The 19,267-nt window shown below is 57.3% G+C and carries 19 protein-coding genes and 1 tRNA gene; 7 read left to right on the top strand and 13 right to left on the bottom strand.

The window, feature by feature from the left end; genetic code table 11:
• Positions 1–89: 89 nt before the first annotated feature.
• The 5 genes from P4L78_RS21290 to P4L78_RS21310 all read right to left on the bottom strand — a co-directional run bounded on the left by P4L78_RS21290 (position 90) and on the right by P4L78_RS21310 (position 4,436).
• Positions 90–734: a hypothetical protein gene (locus P4L78_RS21290; protein ID WP_309330554.1), complete on the bottom strand. Its 645-nt coding sequence runs from the start codon at positions 732–734 to the stop codon at positions 90–92.
• Positions 731–1,141, bottom strand: coding sequence for a hypothetical protein (locus P4L78_RS21295; protein WP_309330555.1), 411 nt, complete (start codon positions 1,139–1,141; stop codon positions 731–733). Before P4L78_RS21295 ends, P4L78_RS21290 begins: the two co-directional genes overlap by 4 nt.
• Positions 1,138–3,753 (bottom strand): DUF3631 domain-containing protein, encoded by a 2,616-nt coding sequence (locus P4L78_RS21300; protein WP_309330557.1) that lies wholly within the window; start codon positions 3,751–3,753, stop codon positions 1,138–1,140. Before P4L78_RS21300 ends, P4L78_RS21295 begins: the two co-directional genes overlap by 4 nt.
• Positions 3,754–3,822: 69 nt before the next feature.
• Complete coding sequence (locus P4L78_RS21305) at positions 3,823–4,119, bottom strand: hypothetical protein (protein ID WP_309330559.1); 297 nt, start codon at positions 4,117–4,119, stop codon at positions 3,823–3,825.
• Positions 4,116–4,436, bottom strand: a complete 321-nt coding sequence (locus tag P4L78_RS21310; RefSeq protein WP_309330561.1) for a hypothetical protein — start codon at positions 4,434–4,436, stop codon at positions 4,116–4,118. Before P4L78_RS21310 ends, P4L78_RS21305 begins: the two co-directional genes overlap by 4 nt.
• Positions 4,437–4,505: 69 nt before the next feature.
• On the opposite strand from P4L78_RS21310, the gene P4L78_RS21315 reads away from it, so the two are divergent.
• Together P4L78_RS21315 and P4L78_RS21320 are read left to right on the top strand one after the other, a co-directional pair.
• On the top strand, positions 4,506–4,991 hold the full coding sequence (locus tag P4L78_RS21315; protein ID WP_309330563.1) for an ImmA/IrrE family metallo-endopeptidase: 486 nt from the start codon (positions 4,506–4,508) through the stop codon (positions 4,989–4,991).
• On the top strand, positions 4,992–5,429 hold the full coding sequence (locus tag P4L78_RS21320; protein ID WP_309330565.1) for a hypothetical protein: 438 nt from the start codon (positions 4,992–4,994) through the stop codon (positions 5,427–5,429). It abuts the gene before it with no gap.
• Positions 5,430–5,494: 65 nt separating this feature from the next.
• Here P4L78_RS21320 and P4L78_RS21325 read toward each other — a convergent pair whose 3' ends face one another.
• From P4L78_RS21325 to P4L78_RS21355, 7 genes are all read right to left on the bottom strand, one after another.
• Positions 5,495–5,833, bottom strand: a complete 339-nt coding sequence (locus P4L78_RS21325; RefSeq protein WP_309330568.1) for a helix-turn-helix domain-containing protein — start codon at positions 5,831–5,833, stop codon at positions 5,495–5,497.
• Positions 5,834–5,843: 10 nt separating this feature from the next.
• Positions 5,844–6,098: an AlpA family phage regulatory protein gene (locus P4L78_RS21330; RefSeq protein WP_309330571.1), complete on the bottom strand. Its 255-nt coding sequence runs from the start codon at positions 6,096–6,098 to the stop codon at positions 5,844–5,846.
• 102 nt (positions 6,099–6,200) lie between these two features.
• The gene (locus tag P4L78_RS21335; RefSeq protein WP_309330573.1) at positions 6,201–7,277 is read right to left on the bottom strand and encodes a hypothetical protein; all 1,077 of its coding nucleotides are present in this window, start codon (positions 7,275–7,277) and stop codon (positions 6,201–6,203) included.
• A gap of 102 nt (positions 7,278–7,379) precedes the next feature.
• Positions 7,380–8,618: a phage integrase central domain-containing protein gene (locus P4L78_RS21340; RefSeq protein WP_309330575.1), complete on the bottom strand. Its 1,239-nt coding sequence runs from the start codon at positions 8,616–8,618 to the stop codon at positions 7,380–7,382.
• A 192-nt stretch (positions 8,619–8,810) separates the two neighbouring features.
• Positions 8,811–8,886 (bottom strand) — tRNA-Ala (locus P4L78_RS21345).
• A gap of 122 nt (positions 8,887–9,008) precedes the next feature.
• A complete protein-coding gene (secA, locus tag P4L78_RS21350) occupies positions 9,009–11,756 on the bottom strand; it encodes a preprotein translocase subunit SecA (RefSeq protein WP_283147610.1) in 2,748 nt (915 codons plus the stop codon).
• 310 nt (positions 11,757–12,066) lie between these two features.
• A complete protein-coding gene (locus tag P4L78_RS21355) occupies positions 12,067–12,966 on the bottom strand; it encodes a M23 family metallopeptidase (protein WP_309330577.1) in 900 nt (299 codons plus the stop codon).
• Positions 12,967–13,014: 48 nt separating this feature from the next.
• Between P4L78_RS21355 and P4L78_RS21360 the strand changes: the two genes are divergently transcribed.
• From P4L78_RS21360 to P4L78_RS21380, 5 genes are all read left to right on the top strand, one after another.
• Positions 13,015–13,452 (top strand): DciA family protein, encoded by a 438-nt coding sequence (locus tag P4L78_RS21360; protein WP_283147612.1) that lies wholly within the window; start codon positions 13,015–13,017, stop codon positions 13,450–13,452.
• A 413-nt stretch (positions 13,453–13,865) separates the two neighbouring features.
• Positions 13,866–14,696, top strand: coding sequence for an undecaprenyl-diphosphate phosphatase (locus tag P4L78_RS21365; RefSeq protein ID WP_283151432.1), 831 nt, complete (start codon positions 13,866–13,868; stop codon positions 14,694–14,696).
• A 121-nt stretch (positions 14,697–14,817) separates the two neighbouring features.
• Entirely contained in the window at positions 14,818–15,399 is a 582-nt protein-coding gene (locus P4L78_RS21370) for a thioredoxin family protein (RefSeq protein ID WP_309330579.1), read from the top strand.
• Entirely contained in the window at positions 15,396–16,553 is a 1,158-nt protein-coding gene (locus P4L78_RS21375) for a GNAT family N-acetyltransferase (protein WP_309330582.1), read from the top strand. Before P4L78_RS21370 ends, P4L78_RS21375 begins: the two co-directional genes overlap by 4 nt.
• A gap of 120 nt (positions 16,554–16,673) precedes the next feature.
• A complete protein-coding gene (locus P4L78_RS21380) occupies positions 16,674–18,284 on the top strand; it encodes a methyl-accepting chemotaxis protein (protein ID WP_309330584.1) in 1,611 nt (536 codons plus the stop codon).
• Positions 18,285–18,327: 43 nt separating this feature from the next.
• Here the strand turns inward: P4L78_RS21380 and P4L78_RS21385 are convergent, their stop codons facing one another.
• A complete protein-coding gene (locus tag P4L78_RS21385; protein WP_309330586.1) occupies positions 18,328–18,996 on the bottom strand; it encodes a tetratricopeptide repeat protein in 669 nt (222 codons plus the stop codon).
• Positions 18,997–19,267 lie beyond the last annotated feature (271 nt).

Raw genomic sequence — 19,267 nt, forward strand, 5'->3', positions numbered from 1 at the left:
TAGCGTTGAACCGCTTCCTGTTCTCGATCTCGCCCGCGCTGCGCATGCCATGCACTAGCGCATTCTGGCGGCTGTACTCTTTGCCCGCCTCAGTCTTTGGCCCGGTGCTTTTCTCCCACGGTTTCCATTGCCTGATTAACGCCGCTTGCCGTGCCCGGCGCTCGGGTGTCCAGCCTTTCGCCATGATCCTGCTCCAATAGTTCGTTCGTCAGGTTTGCATTTTCTTCCCGCGCGCGCGAAGGTGCTGCGCCGTTGATGACCTGTTGCGGCCCGCTGGTGACATTGGCCTGCCCGGCAAATACGGCAAGACGCGGGTTCTTCACTTCGCCAAGCGTCTGCAACGTCATGCGGCACTGGTTCTGTGCTTTCAGCGCCATGCCAAAAAATGATTCAAGGTTTTTCTGGTATTCCTGTTTAAGTGCCCGGCGGGAGAAATTCATGAACATGGCCTGCAATGCCTGAGCCTGACCCATGAGCATGGCCTCAACCTGCTTCATGTCGCCGTCCGCCAAGGCTGTGTTGCTTGCGGCAATGGCCTCCGCCAAAGCACCAATACTCTGATCGCCAAACGGCTTGGCGTATTCCTGTACCACTGCTGCAGCGTTGGCGCTGGGGCGTAGGGCCAGACGTGCAGTTGCTTTGGCCTCTTCCGTCGATTCGGGAAACGATGCAACCATATGCTGCTTCGCCTTGCCATTGACGGCCACTGCCGTCTTTGTGCTTTTCCTCGTCATTGCCGTTTCTCCATTGATTTCAGCGCCGCCAGTGCTTTGCGCTCTTGCTCGACCTGCCAGCGGTCACTAACGGGCCAGACCAGCGTCACGCGCTGCTCGAACCACGCGGCAAGGTGTTCCAGATCAAGGCGCTTGCCGTATCGCTGGTGCAGTTCGGTGACGGCAGACAGCAGGCCGTCGGGATCGATGATCTGGCCACCGCCACCGCCATGCAGCGCATAGGGCAGCACTGCACGTACTGGCTGATGCACCAGAATGTCGATCACTTCGGCTTTGTGCTGGCGCAGGTCACGGATAAACGCATCGTTTGCGGCCACCCGGTTGCCGCTCAGTTTCAGCACATCGCCTTTCACAGAGAGAAGCAGGCCGGTGCTGGTGGCGTAGTCGATCAGTTGGGCGGCGTTCATATCGTCATCTCCCACCCGGAATCGTCACGTGCAGCGGGTACGTTTTCCGCCTGCTCGTAATCGGCCAGCCAGTCGTTTTCGGCTTCGCTTTCGCGTTCATGCCCTGGTTGGGGGTTTCTATCCGCAACATCGCTACAACCAGCACCAGTGCTTGGTTGTGGCGTTTTTCTATCCGCAACATTTTGCTCCGTGTTGCGGATGGAAATATCGCTGGAAGCCGCGCCAGTATTGCCTTGTAGCGATGTTGCGGGAGAAGACCCCGTCTTGAGCAGGTAGCGCGTGAATACATCGGCAAACTGCTCCAGCTTGTAGCCTTTGCGCACGTTGATGGCGATGCGCAGGTCGCTGGACTTGATGCCGAAATCTTTCAGACGCCTGGACAATTGCTTGCCGGTAACAGGCCGTCCCCGGTTGTAGGTGGCCCATGCGGCTTCCTCATCCCGGCAAAGCTCCTCGATCAGATCTGCGGAATGAATGCGGTCAACCTTCAGTCGCTCAAACACCGCCTTGATATCGCCAAGTAGCTCCTCATTGAAGCTGGGCGCTTCATCCTCGCTGCCGGTGAGTTTGTGGGCGGCAATACGTGCAATGCGTGGCCACTCGCCGCCAGCCAGATCGGCCAGAGCCAGCAATGGCTCCCAGTTGTCGGCGGTGCGGTTGCTCAGGCCGTCCAGCGTGGGGCGCATACCGGCGAAGGTTTCGCCGTGGTCATCGGCCCAGCGGGCAAACTGGCGCTGAACCATGACAAAGGTGGCCGGGTCGCGGTGGCGCAGATTCTCGCACTGCTCACCAGCCAGCTTGCGCCGCATCATCAATACAACGGAACGGCTGGTGATCGTTTCCGCCACCGAGTGAGAACCGATCCCGCTGATGGCCTTTGGTCCCCACGTCGAGAACTTGCGTGGTTCGTAGTCGTCGCCGACGGTGCGCAGCGTAAACGCCATATCCCTTGTATGCCCGGAATTGATGACACCCACCAGCTCGGGGTTTTCCTTCATGAAGGTGTCGGCTTCGTCGATAAACAAGGCCGGATGCCATTTTTCTATGGCGCGAAACAAAACGGCACTGGTTAGGTTCGACGCTGGCAACGCCATCTTGGAGAGCTTCGACATCGCAGCCAGCAGCGTTGACTTGCCACAGCCCTTCTCCGGGGCGGTAATCAGCGCCAGCGGCAATACCGTGGCGTAATCGGCGTACCACGTCATTGCGCACCAGAGCGCGGCTGCGCGCAGGGTTTCCCGGTCGGCAATGACATAGCGACACAGCAGGGCAAAGGCATCATCCAGCACCGCCGCGCCGTTGACCCGTGTCGGCCATGGCTCAACCTCGTCAAAGACCGCGCTGGTGCCATTGGCTTCGGCCTTGCCGGATTCAGTCAGTAGCTCCTTGCGTGCTGCAGCCACCAGCTTGTCGAGCATGCCCAAGGGGATGCCGCCCAAAGCCTCACCAGCTGCCTTGCGGATACGGGCATAGGCCAGCGGTTTCAGTCCGGCCAGATGGATCAGGTAAGCCTCTTCGTCACTGGCGTCGGGGAGGCCTGCCAATGGTGTATCTGCATCGTCTGGTATTGAATTTTCCTTTAAATCACCCCTAACCGCGTTTTCCTCTCCGTCAGCAACATCCGGTGCAATTGCCTGCCCGATCTGCTGGCGCATGGCATCCAGCCCGGCCAGCTGGTGCAGGTCGTTGAAATCGGATGGCTCGCCTTTGCCAGCATCAGTACGCTGCTGGCGCTGCCCATCGGTAAACGAAGGAACGCACCAGCGTGCATTGCCGTGCGCTCTGGCGGCGTTGATGGCGGCTTGCTGGCCTGTGCCGGATGCGTCGCAATCTCCCGCGACAATCAGCGCCAGCCCTTCAACCTTCGACAGTCGTTCGGCCACTACGGAAAGATTCCCCGCATTCCAGCCCACCACTACTGGCAGGCCGGTGGCTTCATGCAAACTGCACCCAGTGGCCCAGCCTTCGCACAGCAGTGCTTCGCTTGCACCCTTGAGCTGGCCCAGTACCAGCGCCGTACCTTTGACCTGGCCACCAGTACAAAACCGCTTGTTGCCGTCTTCGCCGATGAATTGCAGGTTCACCAGATCGCCACCCACCCGCAGTGGCAATACCAGCATGTTGCGAAGCTGCTTTGCACCCATCGGCTTGATGCCTTTGGCGACCACGTAGGGATGGCTGGCCAGTACCGGGCACGTGGTTTCCCACAGCCTTGCGGCCTTGGCTTTGGCTGCGTCACGTTGCTGGCGCTGGTCCTCGTCTGCCAGCCGCTGCGCTTCGGCGCGTTCGGCATCGAGCCTTGCCCGCTGCTCGGGTGTCGGGGGCGCGTACGGCGTGGCGGGCTTGTAGCCGTGCTGCATGGCTTCATGGAACAGGCTGGCAATGGTGACGCCGCCCGTTTCCTTGATGCCCTTCCATACGGCTTTGGCGCTCTTGGCGTTGTAGCTGTCGGCGCTCTGGCTCCAGTTGTCCCACAATGCAAACCCGGCTTCGCCCAGTTCGCTTTTGACGGCCATGCCCATGCGATACCAGACGGCCCGGTCATCGGCGGCAACATGCGCCAGCGCGGCCTGAATGCGGTCTCCGGTTTCAAAGGTTTGGGGCGCGTTCATGGCGACCTCCGGCAAATGCAGATTGAGCAAAGGCCTCCGCAGTGAAGCGGATAGAACGATTGTTCATGGTCAGGCCTCCGGGCTCGGTCTGGCGCGGCTGGCCAGTTCGTTGGCGTTGATCTCGATGTTGCGGAGGTCGATCAGTAGGTTGGCGTAGTCCTGCAGGAAGAAACCAAGCCCGGTCAGGATGGAATGGTCGCCGCCCACATCGTCGGGGTAGCTCATGGCCAGATCGCCAATGGCCTGCAGCCCGATCAGGCCGTTAACGATGGCCGTATCGGCGTTGGTTGCCAGTGATGACAATTCAGAAGCGGACAAGCTGTCCAGCTTCTGCGCCTGGGTGAGAACGTAACGAAGGGCGCTCATTGCTGCACCTCCACGTGCCCCAGTACATGCACCTGTTCGCTGATCTCATCGAGCAGGCGGTAAAGCAGACCAAACCCGGCCACGCGGGCATCGTCAGCGGGGAGCGATACCGGCATGTTCATGGGGTCGCTGTTCTGCAAGTCGGAATACAGCTCCAGCAGCATGGCCAGACCTTTGGCATAGCAGTGGGTCAGGCTCAACCGGTCGAGTTGATCGAGATGTGCAAGGGTGTTTGGAACGCAAAGGAACGTGTTGGTATCCAGTGAAATGGCTTCGTTTACGTTGACAATGTGCTCTTGGACGATATGATCGCGCACTTGTAGGCGGCGCTTAGCGCTCCCACGTATTACAAATAGAATTATTGAGGAAAACCAATGGGGGCTGTCATGCCACATCAAGCTGCTGAACGTGTACTCGCCGAAGTGTGGGGTAATCGCGGCTTTCCCGTTGATCCGGCATGGATTGCTACTCAATTTGGCGTCAAGGTGTTTGAGGCTCGTTTCGAGCAGGAAGTGTCGGGCGCATTGGTCAAAAAACCGGGACAAGACCCCATCATCATGCTCGCTGCGGGCGACAGCAAGCCGCGTAAGCGTTTTACCTGCGCGCATGAATTGGGCCACTACGTCAAGCGCCAACAAGATGGCGACCCGGCCGAGGCCTACGATTATGTGGACTTGCGGGATGCTCGATCTACAACGGGCACTGATCCAGCGGAGATTTTTGCTAACCAGTTTGCCGCAAACCTGTTGATGCCCTCCTCTGAGGTAAAGCGGTTGCACAAAGATGGGCAGCCTGCTTACCTCATGGCGCTTCACTTCGGCGTATCCCCCGAGTCTATGGCCTACCGGCTTAACAAGCTGGGGTGCCGCTGAGTGGCAGAGGGCAATAAGCCGCTTGACGTTGCGTCTGTGGTCAGTGACTCTCTTAAAGAGAGCGGCCTGTTGGCTGGCCATTTTCCAAGCCTGAGCGACGCCTTTAGCCAGGCAGAGGCGGCCGATGAGACTCGTCGAGATAATCAGCCCGAGCACCTCACCCCGATTGGTAGCATGAATACGGCGCTGGTTAATCATCAGACCGCACAAACCAGCGACTTGATCGCCGAGACAGCACTGAAGCGCTTCTATGCCAAGTGGTCGATGATCGGTCTGGCTGCGCAGTTGCTTGTAATGAACTTGGTTTTCATTGGAGTGGGTGTGCAGTGTCTGCAGTTCTCCGATTACATCCTGCACCTTTACATGGCGGGAACGCTGGCGGAATGCTTTGGTGTGGTCTTTGTGATTACCCGCTACTTGTTTTCGAAGCATCACTGATACCGGATGACTAATTGAGTTACCAAAGCCTGCCACGCAGGCTTTTTCAGTCATGGCCAACGTGCTCATGTGGCCTCCCCATCCAGAAAGCCGGGTGCGGGCCATTCAGGAACGCCAAGCGAGTAGCGGGCGACGTTACGGCGCTCGCGACCACGGAACATCACGCTGGGCAGAATGACTGTCTGGACATTAAATCCCTTGGCCCGCAGATCATGCACGCGGGCAGCGGTTTCCGGAATGGCGCAATTGGCGGTCAGCTCAAGGGACAGGATCGGCCCGCTGCTGCGAATCAGCTCCAGTACTTCGGCGCATTGGCCGGTGACAATGGGTGGCTGAAGCGTAGAATTGGCGTTGCTGATTGCGCCGCTGCTTTGGGAAACCGGGTGGCGGTTTTTCTTTTTCATGTCCGCCCCCTTATGCTGCCAAGCGGGAATCAATCCAGGCGCGCACATCTTCTGCACGCCACGCTGTTACCCGCTCGGAAAGCTTCACCGGTGCGGGGAATTTGCCCCCGCGCACCATGCGCCACAGACTGGAAGCGGAGAAGGGAAGAATTGCCGGGATTAGCTGGGCTTGGCGCACATACCCAGTTACCGGGAGTGCGCCGTATTGCTCGCGAAACCGTGCGTTGGATGCACCATGAGCGGTGGGAGTGGTTTGCTGTGCCATTCTTAGACCCTTTGTGGGTTGTGGTGAAGTGAATGGCACTACTTTGGTTGTTTGCTACTTGCCCTTGTGCGGTTCCGCGCGGAGTTGGCGCGGTTCCGCGTGTTATGGTTTGAGTCGTTCCGCTCCGGCTTTGATGTAATTTCCAAGCGTCTCGCGTGTGATTGCCTCACCTAAGCCAAGCCTTTGAGCGTCGTCCAGAAGCGATTGCGCAGTCTTATGCGGGTTTTTCCACGCTTCCTCAACATTCCCTTGGTTCACTGCTGCCAGCAATGCAACCGCCTCATGCAACTTGTTCTCCGTTTGGCGAGAAATAGGCCTCTCCGATGGCTTGGGCGTATCGCTAACTGCCTGCTCGAAAGCCAAAATTGATTTGGTCCGAACGACCAGCGTGGAATCGTTGGGCAAGCCGCCAGCTGGATAAAAATGCTCATGTTCGGGCTGTGCTTTCCTTTCTTCTAGAAATTTTTTACGTCTCTCCGCATGTCTCCGATGGAGGAGCTTGGCCCGTTCGGGCTTAATCTTATTGATTGCGATATATCGCTCTAGGACTTGCTTGGAAGCATTGGAGCCATCTGTATACTCGTTGTCATCATAATCCTCTTGCAACTGCCAGATTGTTCCATCTTGCCCTTCAACAAATGCACCATCCAGATTCGTCAGTTCTACGCCCGGCCCGCCTGTTAGCTGCTGAAACCGGCGCTCGACGTCAAGCGTCTCCGCGCCGATCATCGGTAAATCCAACACGCCATATAGGGTGACAACTTCATCTGCCAAAGTGACGAATCGCTCATTGTCGATATTTACGCTCCTCATGAGCCCGGTATATTTTCTTCGTTCATCTGCGGGCAATTCTTCGAAAAGTGCGGTCAATTTGGGAGCGTGAAAATTATGATCCGTTGATGTTATTTTTTTCTTTCTGTTTGCTTCTTGCTCCTCGGCGGACTTACCTAAAAAGATATCCATATCTGGAAACAGCCACCAATCCGTTTCCTCCCAAGGGATCACCTTGCCGCCCCTTGCCTGAGCGTGATTTACGAAATAAACCGACAACGGCAGACGACCATCCAAAGACAGGCGCAACACATCCGCCTCGGTTACTTCCTCACCAAACGAAATAGAAAGCTGCTTTGCCGCCTCCGGCACTGTCAGCCATTCCCTCAGCTTATATATCTTTGACATGCGCTCGCCCCCTTTGCTGGCACATCCCCTGTTTTAGATGCCACGCCAGCCGGGCAAGGGTTCCCGGTTTTCGCCCCGTCGGGCTAGGCGCAGCAAACTCGTTCAAGCGGTTCTTGCTGGAAAGCTAATTACATCAGCACCAGACTTTAGTTTGTCCAGGTAGTCGGCCCATACCTGCATCATTGAGCGCCGGTCTTTAATGAACTTGGTGCGGTTATATGCAGTGCCAAGGGCATCCGGCACGCTGTGGGCCAGCTGGTGTTCGATAACATCCCGCTCTATGTCCAGTTCTTCATGCAGTATTGTGCGGGCCATCGCGCGGAAGCCGTGGCCAGTAATATCCTCTTTGGTGTCATACCCCATGCGGCGCAATGCGGCATTGATCGCGGCCTCGCTCATTGGCTTTTGCGGGTCGCGTCCAAGAAACACATAGCGACGGTGCCCGGTGAGCGCATGAAGCTCTTTCAGTATTGCCAACGACTGACTTGAGAGCGGGACAAGGTGAGGCGTTGTGATGCCTTTCCGTAGCCAGCCCTTCATTCGTTCTGCAGGAATATTCCATTCCCCTTTTTCCAGATCGATCTCTGACCATTCTGCTTTTCGCAACTCACCCGGGCGCGTGAATACGAGAGGTGCCAGCTTCAACGCGCACTGCACGACCAACGTACCTTTAAAGCCATCCATTGCGCGCAACAGCTCTGCCACGCCTTGGGGATCCACGATTGATGCGTAGTGCTTGGTTCGCGCGGGTGGGAGTGCGCCGCGCAGGTCGCCGGATGGATCACGCTCTGCCCGCCCCGTTGCGACGGCATAGCGGAATACCTGGCCACAATTCTGCAAAGCACGGTGAGCGGTATCCAGTGCGCCACGGCTTTCGGTTCTGCGGATTGTAGCGAGCAACTCCGGGGCGGTGATTTCGGATATTGGTCTGTTGCCCATCCAGGGGAAGACGTCTTTTTCCAGACGCCGAATGACCTTCTCAGAGTGGCTTTTGGCCCACGATGGTTGATGCTTTGCAAACCATTCGCGGGCCACAGCTTCGAATGAGCTAACTGCTGCGATTTGTCGCGCCAGCTTGTCGGCTTGCTTGGATGCGGCAGGATCGACACCGCTGGCCAGCAGCTTGCGCGCATCACCGTGGCATTCCCGGGCGCGCGCCAAACTTAAATCAGGGTATGCGCCATAAGACAGCGTTTTGCGCTTTCCCCCAAATCGGTAGTCATACCGCCACAGCTTGCCGCCGGATACCGCCACAAGCAGGTACAGGCCATCGGCGTCTGGCATCTTCTGCGGTTTGGTGGCCGGTTTGGCTTTCTTGATGGCAACGTCTGATAACGGCATAGCGGCCTCTGGTGCTGGATGACGGTATTTTCATGACGGTATTTTCCATTTTTTTGAAATACCGTCACAAATACCGTCAAATGTGACGGTATTTCATGATACGGCACGACGCGTCATGGCGCAAAAAAAGCCCTTGAATCTAGCATTTTCAAGGGCTTTAGGCATGTAGTGATATGGTATGAAGTGGCTGTTTGGTGGACCGAATGAGGATCGAACTCACGACCTCCGCATTGCGAACGCGGCGCTCTCCCAGCTGAGCTATCGGCCCGTCGCATTGAATCTAGCCAGCCGGATTTTGCGCGTCAAGTTTGCCTGGCATGCTGCATGGCATGAACAACAAAAAGCCCGTCAATGACGGGCTTTTTGTTTGAGGCGAGACAAGCTGAACGTTTAGCTGATCTGACCGTGGCAGTGCTTGAACTTCTTGCCGGAACCGCATGGACATGGGTCGTTGCGGCCCACACCGGCAAACGGATTGGCACCGCCAACTGCAGCACCTGCGGCGGCTGCGCCAGCCAGCGATGCCTTGATCTGCTCCTCGTCACCCGATGCCAGCACAGCAGCCAGATCATCATGATGGAACTGCAGCGCGCCATCCGGTACAGCTTGCGGCTGCACGGCATCGACGTCGGCTTGCGAGCGTACTTGCACGTTCATGACGATCTGTACCACGTCGCGCTTGATGCTGGTCAGCAGTTCGCTGAACAACTCAAAGGATTCACGTTTGTATTCCTGCTTCGGGTTCTTCTGGGCATAGCCGCGCAGATGGATACCTTGACGCAGGTGATCCAGCGACGACAGATGTTCACGCCAGTGTTGATCCAGATGTTGCAGCAGTACGGCGCGTTCGAACTGGCGGAAGGTGTCTTCGCCAGCATCAGCCACTTTTTGCACGTAAGCATCACGCGCCAGTGATACGACACGCTCTTTGGCCACTTCGTCCGACATGCTGGCGTCTTGCTTGAGCCACTCGCCAACAGGCGCCTGAATGTTGAATTCTGCCAGCGCTTTTTCCAGACCCGGAATGTCCCACTGTTCTTCCATGGCTTGCGCCGGAATGTATTGCTCGAACAGATCGTGGAAGAAACTGTCGCGCATGGCGGCGATGGTTTCCGAGGTATCTGCGCTTTCGAGCAATTCGTTGCGCTGTGTGTAGATGGCTTTGCGCTGCTCGTTGGCGACGTCATCGTATTCCAGCAATTGCTTGCGGATATCGAAGTTGCGGCCTTCTACCTTGCGCTGAGCGGATTCAATAGCGCGGCTGACAATACCGGCTTCGATCGGCTCGCCTTCCGGCATCTTGAGCTTGTCCATCACGAACGCGACACGGTCACCGGCGAAAATACGCAGCAGCGGGTCTTCCAGGCTCAGGTAGAAACGGCTGGAGCCCGGGTCACCCTGGCGACCGGAACGGCCGCGCAACTGGTTATCGATCCGGCGTGATTCGTGACGCTCGGTACCAATGATATGCAGACCGCCGCTGGCCACAACTTGATCGTGCAGCTTTTGCCATGACACTTTCAGGTCGGCAATTTTGCTTTCTTGAGCCGCTGCATCCAGGCTTTCGTCGGCTTCGATATCCTTGATGGTGCGTTCGATACTGCCGCCCAGCACGATATCGGTACCGCGACCGGCCATATTGGTAGCAATGGTCACCTGCGCTGGCGCACCGGCTTGTGTCACGATCTCGGCTTCACGCGCATGTTGCTTGGCGTTCAGCACGTTGTGCGGAATCTTGGCCTGGTTGAGCAGATTGGAGAGGATTTCCGAATGCTCAATCGAGGTCGTACCCACCAGCGAAGGCTGACCGCGCGATACGCAGTCTTTGATGTCTTCGATGATGGCGTTGTATTTTTCGTTGGCGGTTTTGAAAACCTGATCTTGCTTGTCCTGACGCACCATCGGGCGGTTGGTCGGGATGATCACGGTTTCCAGCCCGTAAATTTGCTGGAATTCGTAGGCTTCGGTATCGGCCGTACCGGTCATGCCGGACAACTTGCCGTACATGCGGAAGTAGTTTTGCAGTGTGATCGTGGCCAGGGTCTGGTTTTCCTGGTTGATCTCAACGCCTTCTTTGGCTTCCACGGCCTGGTGCAGGCCTTCGGACCAGCGACGGCCAGACATCAAACGGCCGGTGAACTCATCAACGATGATGACTTCGCCATCCATGACCACGTAGTTCTGGTCACGATGGAACAGCGAGTGCGCGCGCAGGGCAGCGTACAGGTGGTGAACCAGGTTGATGTTCTGCGCGGAATACAGGCTGTCGCCTTCTGGCAGCAGCTTCATGCCAGTGAGGATCTGCTCGACTTTTTCGTGACCGGCTTCAGACAGCAGTACGGTATTGGCTTTTTCATCAACCCAGAAATCGCCTTCGCCTTCTTCTTCTGCCTGGCGTACCAGTTGTGGCGGTACCTGGTTCATTGCCAGATACATTTCGGTGTTGTCGTCCGCCGGGCCGGAGATGATCAGCGGGGTACGCGCTTCATCGATCAGGATCGAATCCACTTCATCGACGATGGCGTAGTTGAGCGTGCGCTGTACGCGTTCACCCACGGTGAACACCATGTTGTCGCGCAGGTAGTCAAAACCGAATTCGTTGTTGGTGCCGTAGGTGATGTCGCAAGCATAGGCAGCTTGTTTTTCATCATGAGCCATCTGGCCTAGATTCACGCCACAAGACAAACCAAGGAAGTTATACAACTTGCTCATGGTGGCCGCATCGCGCTGGGCCAGGTAATCGTTCACCGTCACCACGTGCACGCCGTTGCCAGACAACGCGTTCAGATACGCAGGCAGCGTAGCGACCAGGGTTTTACCTTCACCGGTACGCATTTCGGAAATCTTGCCCTGATGCAGGGTCAGACCACCAATCAGCTGCACGTCAAAGTGACGCATGCCCAAGGCGCGCTTGGAGCCTTCGCGACAGACCGCAAAGGCTTCTGGCAGGACATCGTCCAGCGATTCGCCTTTGGCAACCCGCTCGCGAAACTCGGCGGTCTTGCCGCGCAGTTCGTCATCGGACAGCGACTGAAATCTGGATTCCAGCGCGTTGATTTTCAGCACGACTGCGCCGTATTGCTTGAGCAGGCGGTCGTTACGGCTACCGAAGACTTTCTTGAGCAGATTGGAGATCATTTCCTGTTACCAGATTTTTCGCCGCGAGCGGCTTGTCTTGTTGTTCAGGTGCCAAATGTTGCCACCGACCTGTTTGCTAATCAGAACCGCCTACCAGCCTCGCCAGACTTGGCTCCGGGATAATCCGGACCAGCATAGGGATTGCCAGCGATTCTACGAGAACGGCGGGCAGGTTGCCCTGGCCGCCGCTTGAAAACCGTGCGTGAGTATCGCACCGATACATAACGCGTGTGCACAAGATAAGGTCGAATGGCCGGTTTTCCAGCCCTGACCGCAGTAACTAGTGCACTATTTGCACACCACTGACCGCTTAATCGTGCGGACCCTCGGTGCTTGCCACTGTACCAACATTGTTTTGCGTATTTTGCGCGAGGAACCGTAGCGGATTTTGCGCCACGCCTCGATAGCGGATTTCAAAATGCAGATGAGCGCCCGTTGAACGTCCGGTGCTGCCAATTTCTGAAATCACTTGCCCGGCAGTAACATGATCGCCGACTTTCACCAGCAATTTGCTGGCGTGGGCGTAGCGACTGGTCAAGTTATTACCGTGGTCGATCTCGACCATATTACCATACTGCGGATGGAAGGCCGCAAAGACCACCGTGCCTGCGCCGGCGGCCTTGATCGGGGTGCCGACTGCGCCCACAAAATCCAGACCTTCATGAAAAGCCTGATGCCCGGTAAACGGATCAATGCGCCAGCCAAAGCTGGAGGACTGCAAGCCGGTGGTCAGCGGTGCCAGCGTCGGCAGAATGGTACTTGCCGGGCGCAACAAGACGGTTTGCGCCAGGCTGAACTGGTCATAAGCATTGCTGGCATCGGTTTCGGTAGTGCTCAGCTGCTGCAAAAATTCGCGGGCAGACATGGCGTGATCGCGGGTCTGCACACCACCACGTGGCACTGGGGCGGTGGAAGAGAGCGGTTTGACGTCGATACCCGCTTTGGTGCCGACTTGCTGCGCCAGACCATCCAGACGGATCAACCGCGCTTGCAGTTCGCCCAGGCGTACGGCCATGGCGTCGAGTTCGACCTGGCGCAGCGGCTTTATTAATGGCCACAACTGCTTGGGCGAACTTCCCGACAGCGACATGCCAATGGCCAGGCCCAGCCCGCCGGTCAGCACGGTCAGTCCGATAAATAGCGCAACAATCTTACCGATACCCAGATGTAATGCACTGGAGTAGCGGTTTGAAATAAGAATAATATTCAAGGGGACTGCTCCCTGAATGACCTTGCAAACATCGCAACATCGAGAAATATGAAAAAAAGCTCCACCACCGGTTTTATCGGTCGTAACCGGGCGCTCAGGCAAGTTGCCGATCGTGTGGGCGAATACAACCGGATTCTCAAAGCGCTGCAGTCAGCACTGCCGCCAGAGGTCGCTCGTGCCTGTCTGGGCGCGGCGTGGTCTGGCGAGGCTTTGATTGTGGGTGTGAACAGCGCGGCAGCGGCCACCCGTATCCGGTATGCCGCGCCAGATTTGCTGGAAGCTCTCGCGCGGGCTGGGTGGGAAGCTACCGCAATCCTGCCGCGGGTGCAAGGCTCGTTCAGAGAACAAAAACCCATACGCGCCAAAGACTTGAAGATGGGCGGCGCTGCGCGCGATGCTTTTACCGAGTTGGCCGACACTGTAGAGGATCAGCAGCTGGCTGCTGCGATTCGCAACTTGCTAAATAATCAGTCCCGCAAGCTATAACTCGTTTTTAGTGTGTTAACTAGTGTGTTAACTGATTAGCCTGGCGCAAATTGCGGACAAAAAAAGGGGCACCAGAAGGTGCCCGCTAATCAGGGAGGAGATGAGCAAAAATGCGCGAATTGCTCGCACACGCCAGATATGACGTGGGGTTGTTTATCTAGTTCCCAAGCTAATTGGTAAAAATTCACTTTTTTATATGAACGGTCATTTTGCAGGGGCCGAAGGCCGCCTCTTGGCCGAACTGGGCTAGCCCCGATTTCTATCCTGCACCCCGCGCCGTTGCTCACGTTCCCTGGTACAACGCTCGCAGATTTGCCAGCGTGCTGAAAGTTTTGCCCACACCGCCGCTGCCCACTTCTATAATCCCCGCCAACTACAACAAACATTAATCAACCGCGGGAATCATATCGATGCTGGATACCGTTTTGCTGTTCAAGTCCCTGGTCATGGGCGTGGTCGAAGGGATTACCGAGTTTCTGCCGATTTCCAGTACCGGCCATTTGATCATTGCTGGCAATTTGCTGGACTTTCTGCCCGACCAAAAAGAAAAGCGCGATGTTTACGAGATATTTATCCAGCTAGGCGCAATTCTGGCCGTGGTCTGGGAATACCGCGCCAAAATCGGTCAGACCTTGAGCGGCGCCCGCCGGGCGGGTAGCGAACGCAATCTGCTGTGGGGCGTCATCATCGCCTTCATTCCGGCCGCTGTGTTGGGCAAGCTATTCAATGACACCATCAAGGCGTACCTGTTCAAGCCGGTGCCCGTGGCGCTGGCTTTCATCATTGGTGGTTTGCTGATTTTATGGGCAGAAAAGCGCCAGCATCGTGTACGCGTCGAGACCGTCGATGGCATCTCGCTGATGGATGCGCTCAAGATCGGTTGTGCCCAATGTCTGGCGCTGATTCCGGGCACCAGTCGCTCTGGCGCAACCATTATTGGTGGCCTGTTTTTTGGCTTGTCGCGCAAGGCGGCAACCGAGTTCTCGTTCTTTCTGGGCATTCCCACGCTGACTGCGGCTTCTCTTTATAGTCTGTGGAAGCTGCGTCACGTGCTGGACGCGGGCGATGCGGGGATTTTCGCAGTCGGTTTCATTGCCGCGGCCATCAGCGCATTCATTGCGGTACGGGCTTTGCTGCGCTTTATTGCCAATCACACCTTTATCGCTTTTGCCTGGTATCGCATCGCTTTTGGTTTGATTGTGCTGCTCACGGCCTGGACCGGCCTGGTGCAATGGTCGGTTTGACCGAGCAATCCTGATGACGCCGGTGGGTCTGGCACATTGCAACGCAACTGTAGCCCACCAGCGTCATGACATCCGGCTAAAATGGGAGGATCAATCCAGTTGATCCAACAAGGCGAATCCCATGGCCAGAACCCTTTCCACCATGCTGCCTTTGGGCACCCCGCTGCCAGAGTTCACACTGCCTGACGGCAATGGTGTGGCGTATACCCTTGGTGACCAGGGCGGTAATTGCGGCTTGCTGGTGGCGTTCATCTGCAATCATTGCCCTTATGTAAAACACATCAACCCGGTGCTGGCGCCGCTGGGTGCCCAACTGGCCGAACTGGGCGTGGGGATGCTGGTTATTTCCAGCAATGATGCCGATACCTACCCGGCCGATGGCCCGATCCAAATGGCCCAGACTGCCGCAGAACTGGGTTACACCTTTCCCTATCTGTACGATGAAACGCAAAGCGCCGCCAAAGCCTTTGGTGCCGCGTGTACGCCTGACTTCTTCTTGTTTGATGCGCACCTGAAACTGGTTTATCGCGGGCAGTTTGATAGCAGCCGCCCCAATCAGGGCGAGCCAAGCGGTCAGGACATCCTGCGTGCGGTCGATGCATTGGTGGCTGGCAAGCCCCCGCTGGCGGAGCAAATTCCTGGCATGGGCTGCAATATCAAATGGAAAGCCGGTAACGAGCCCGACTACTTCGGCAAGGCATGACGCGCTTGGCCACCGAACTGCGCGTTTTCGATCAGATAGCAGATATCCAGCCCGATGCGTGGAATCGGCTTGCCGGCACGCATCCGGCGCTGCAGCACGCTTTTTTGCAGGCACTGGAACAAAGCGGCAGTGTGGACGTGCAAGCGGGCTGGCAGCCTTGTCATCTGACCTTATGGCGCGACGGGCAACTGGTCGGCGCCATGCCGCTTTATCGCAAAAGCCATTCCTGGGGTGAGTATGTATTCGACTGGGCTTGGGCCCGCGCGTACGAACAGCACGGCCTGGATTACTACCCCAAACTGATCAGCGCGGTGCCGTTCAGCCCGCTGCCGGGTGCGCGGTTGCTGGCCGAAAACGATGAAGACCGGCGAGCCTTGATTGAGGCGGCGATTGGCGTCACCCGGGAGCTGGGTGATTCATCGCTGCATATTCTTTTCCCCACGCCGACAGAGGCTCAGTTTGCTGGCGAATGCGGCATGCAGTTGCGCGAGCAAATCCAGTTTCACTGGCAGCGTGATCCAGCGTGGCACAGCTTCGATGATTTTCTGGCGAGCCTGAATCACGACAAGCGCAAAAAAATCAAACAAGAACGCCGCAAAGCCCTGCATGGGCCGGATGGCGAAATTGACGTTGTGCGCAAACACGGCACGGCCATTACCGCGCGGGACTGGGCGTTTTTTGAGCGCTGCTACGCCAATACCTATCTGGAACATAACTCCCAACCGTATCTCAATCTGGCGTTCTTCAAGCAGCTTCATGCCGCAATGCCAGACGCCTGCTTGCTGATCATTGCCTCTCGCAACGGCCAACCGCTGGCGGCGGCGTTTGATCTGGTCGGGCCGGACGCGCTATATGGGCGCTATTGGGGTGCGCAATGGGATGACGCCGGCTTTGCGCCAGGACTGCATTTTGAACTGTGTTATTACCAGGGCCTGGAGTTTGCGCTGGAACACGGCCTGGATACGTTTGAGGGTGGCGCGCAAGGCGAACATAAAATGGCGCGGGGATTCATGCCGGTCACCACCTGGTCGGCCCACTGGCTGGCCGATCCACGCTTTGCCAATGCGGTGGGGCGATTCCTGGCCAATGAGCGCCAGGCCGTCGATGAATGGGCCGAAGCGCTGGCGGCCCAACATCCGTTCCGGCGAACTTGAGCTCTGTCAGAAAAAGACCGATTGTCAGACTTTTATGCAGTTTTTGGTCATAAACACTGGGTAGACTTACAATCCACACCATTCCATCTGCATAACCGTTTTCTGATTAATGAGGCTGCCATGAAGTTGCAAACCAGAGTCTGGATTATCATTGGGGCTGCTTTGGCCGGTTTGTTACTGGTATCCGCAGTGGGTTTGGTGAGTTTGCGGCATGCCATGATGGCTGACCGCCAAGGTCAGATTAGTACTGCGCTGGAACAAGCGGTGGCGCTGGTCACCTACTACCAGGGTGAAGAGGCTTCCGGCAAGTTGTCGCACGATGAAGCGCAGGCACGCGCCAAGACAGCGTTGGGCCACATGCGCTTCAAGGATATTTATTTCTTTGTGCGCGGCACCGACAACATGATGATCGTGCACCCCAACCCGGCCCGCGTTGGCAAGATCGACAAGGGCACACAGATGCCGGATGGCCGCTACACCTCAGACCTCTACAACGATGCGCTGGCCAAAGACCGCATCGGCCTGATGAATATCCTGACCGCCCGCCCTGGCTCCAAGACCGAACTGCCCAAGCTTAATGGCGTGGTCAAGTTTGAGCCGTGGCAATGGATCATCGGCATTGGCTTCTTTATTGATGATATTGATACCGCTTTCTGGGAACAGGCAGGCGTCATGCTAGGCGTGGTCTGCGTAGTGCTGGCGATTGTGGCCGCGTTGCTGATCAGCATGTCGCGGCGGATTCTGGGCCAGCTTGGCGGTGATCCTGGTTATGCCAGCGAAATTGCCACTGCCATTGCTGCGGGCGATTTGACGCGCAAGATCAAGGTCGACGGGCGCAGCGACAGCCTGCTCGGGGCCATGAGCCGCATGCAAGACGGCCTGCGTGATATGGCGCAACGCTTTAATGGTGCTGCGAGCAGCCTGGCTGAAGCGGCCACGTCACTTACGCGCCAGATGAACCAGATCAGCGAAGGCAGCCGCGCATCGTCCGAGTTCACCGCCAGTACGGCGGCGGCGGTCGAGCAAATGACAGTCAGTATCAACCACGTGTCCAGCAATGCCGGGGACAGCGCCGGTAGTTCGCAGCAATCAGTCCATCTGGCGACCGAAGGTGAGCAACTGGTGCATGACGCAGCCGATGAAATCCGCCAGATTTCGCAAAAGGTGGGCAGCGCCGCCGGGCAGATTCATGGTCTGGTCGATCGCTCCCGCGAAATTGACGGCATCGCCAAGGTGATCCGCGATATTGCCGATCAGACCAATTTGCTGGCGCTGAACGCCGCTATTGAAGCCGCACGGGCGGGTGAGCAAGGTCGTGGTTTTGCTGTGGTAGCCGACGAAGTGCGCAAGCTGGCTGAACGCACCACCACCGCAACCCAGGACATCACCCGCACCATTGAAGCGGTGCAGCGAGATACTGAACAAGCCGTCGGCGGCATGAATCAGGTGAGCGCGCAGGTGGAAACCGGCGTTGCGCTGGCTGAACGCGCGGCGACATCGTTGCGCGAGATCAGCCTGAGTGCCGCGGGCACCCTCGATAAAATCCGCGAAGTGGCAGGCGCAACCAAAGAGCAGAGCGAGGCCAGCAACAGCATCGCCGGGCATATCGAGCGCATCGCCAATATGGTGGAAGAGTCAGATGCATCGGTCAGCAACGCGCGCGATTCGGTGCAGCGGCTGGAAGGTTTGGCGCTGGAACTGCGTACCACGGCGGGTCGCTTCCGGCTGTAATGCAAAGTGGTGAGGCGCTCCGGCGCGGAGGTCTCACCAAAGTTTATTGCACGTTAGCGGCGGGTTTGCTGGCCGCTGCGGCGTGCTTCAGACGCACACCCAGATCATGCGCACGGATCGCCGCAGCCGGGTCGCCCTGCAGCGCCGCTGCGTGATACCAGCGCCACGCTTCGACCAGATCCTGCGGTTGGCCATCACCCTTTTCATACATGGTCGCCACGATATATTGCGCGCCCACGTCGCCACCTTCCGCGGCTTTTTCATACCAGCGCGCGGCTTGCACCATATCTTTAGGCGCGCCTCGTCCCAGGAAGTATTGTGTGGCGACGCTGGTCTGGGCAGCGGTGTGGCCTTGTCGGGCTGCCAGCAAAAACCATTGCGTGGCATCGGGTTGTGAGCGCGGCAAATGATCGCCATTCTCGTACAGCAACCCAAGTGCGTATTGGGCCTGTGCCAGATGATGCTCCGCTGCCTTGCGCAGCCACAGCAGGCCGTTGTCTTTGTCCACCGCCGTGCCTTCGCCCCGCCATAGCATCATCGCGTAATTGTACTCGGCCAGCGGCTTGCCCTTTTGCGCGGCCTGGCGATAGGCCGGTAACGCTTTGGCATAGTCACCGCGCTCATAGGCCAGCCATGCCGGGTCGGCAGCCAGAGTCGGGGCGCTCAATATCAACAGACATAAAGCGGATAGCGGGAGCAGGACTTTTTTCACGGAGTCATCCAGTAGCCGGGATTCAACTATCTGTTTAGTCGCGCACGGGTGCTTGCGCTGACGTCGCGGCGCCTTCAAGCCACCCTATATATGGCATATGGCGCGGTGACTGTGCCGGTTACGACAACGGCTGCGGCAAGGCGAATGGTGGCCAGCGTCTCGGGCGCTTCCGTTCGTCGGCTCAACTGAGAGTGACGCCACTCCGGGCAGCCTGCAAGTAAGGCGTGGCGTTGTATTTTGCTTACGGTTATGCGTTCTGCATACGCTTGAA

Origin of the sequence: Silvimonas sp. (assembly GCF_031291215.1) — a bacterium.
Lineage (GTDB): Bacteria > Pseudomonadota > Gammaproteobacteria > Burkholderiales > Chitinibacteraceae > Silvimonas > Silvimonas soli.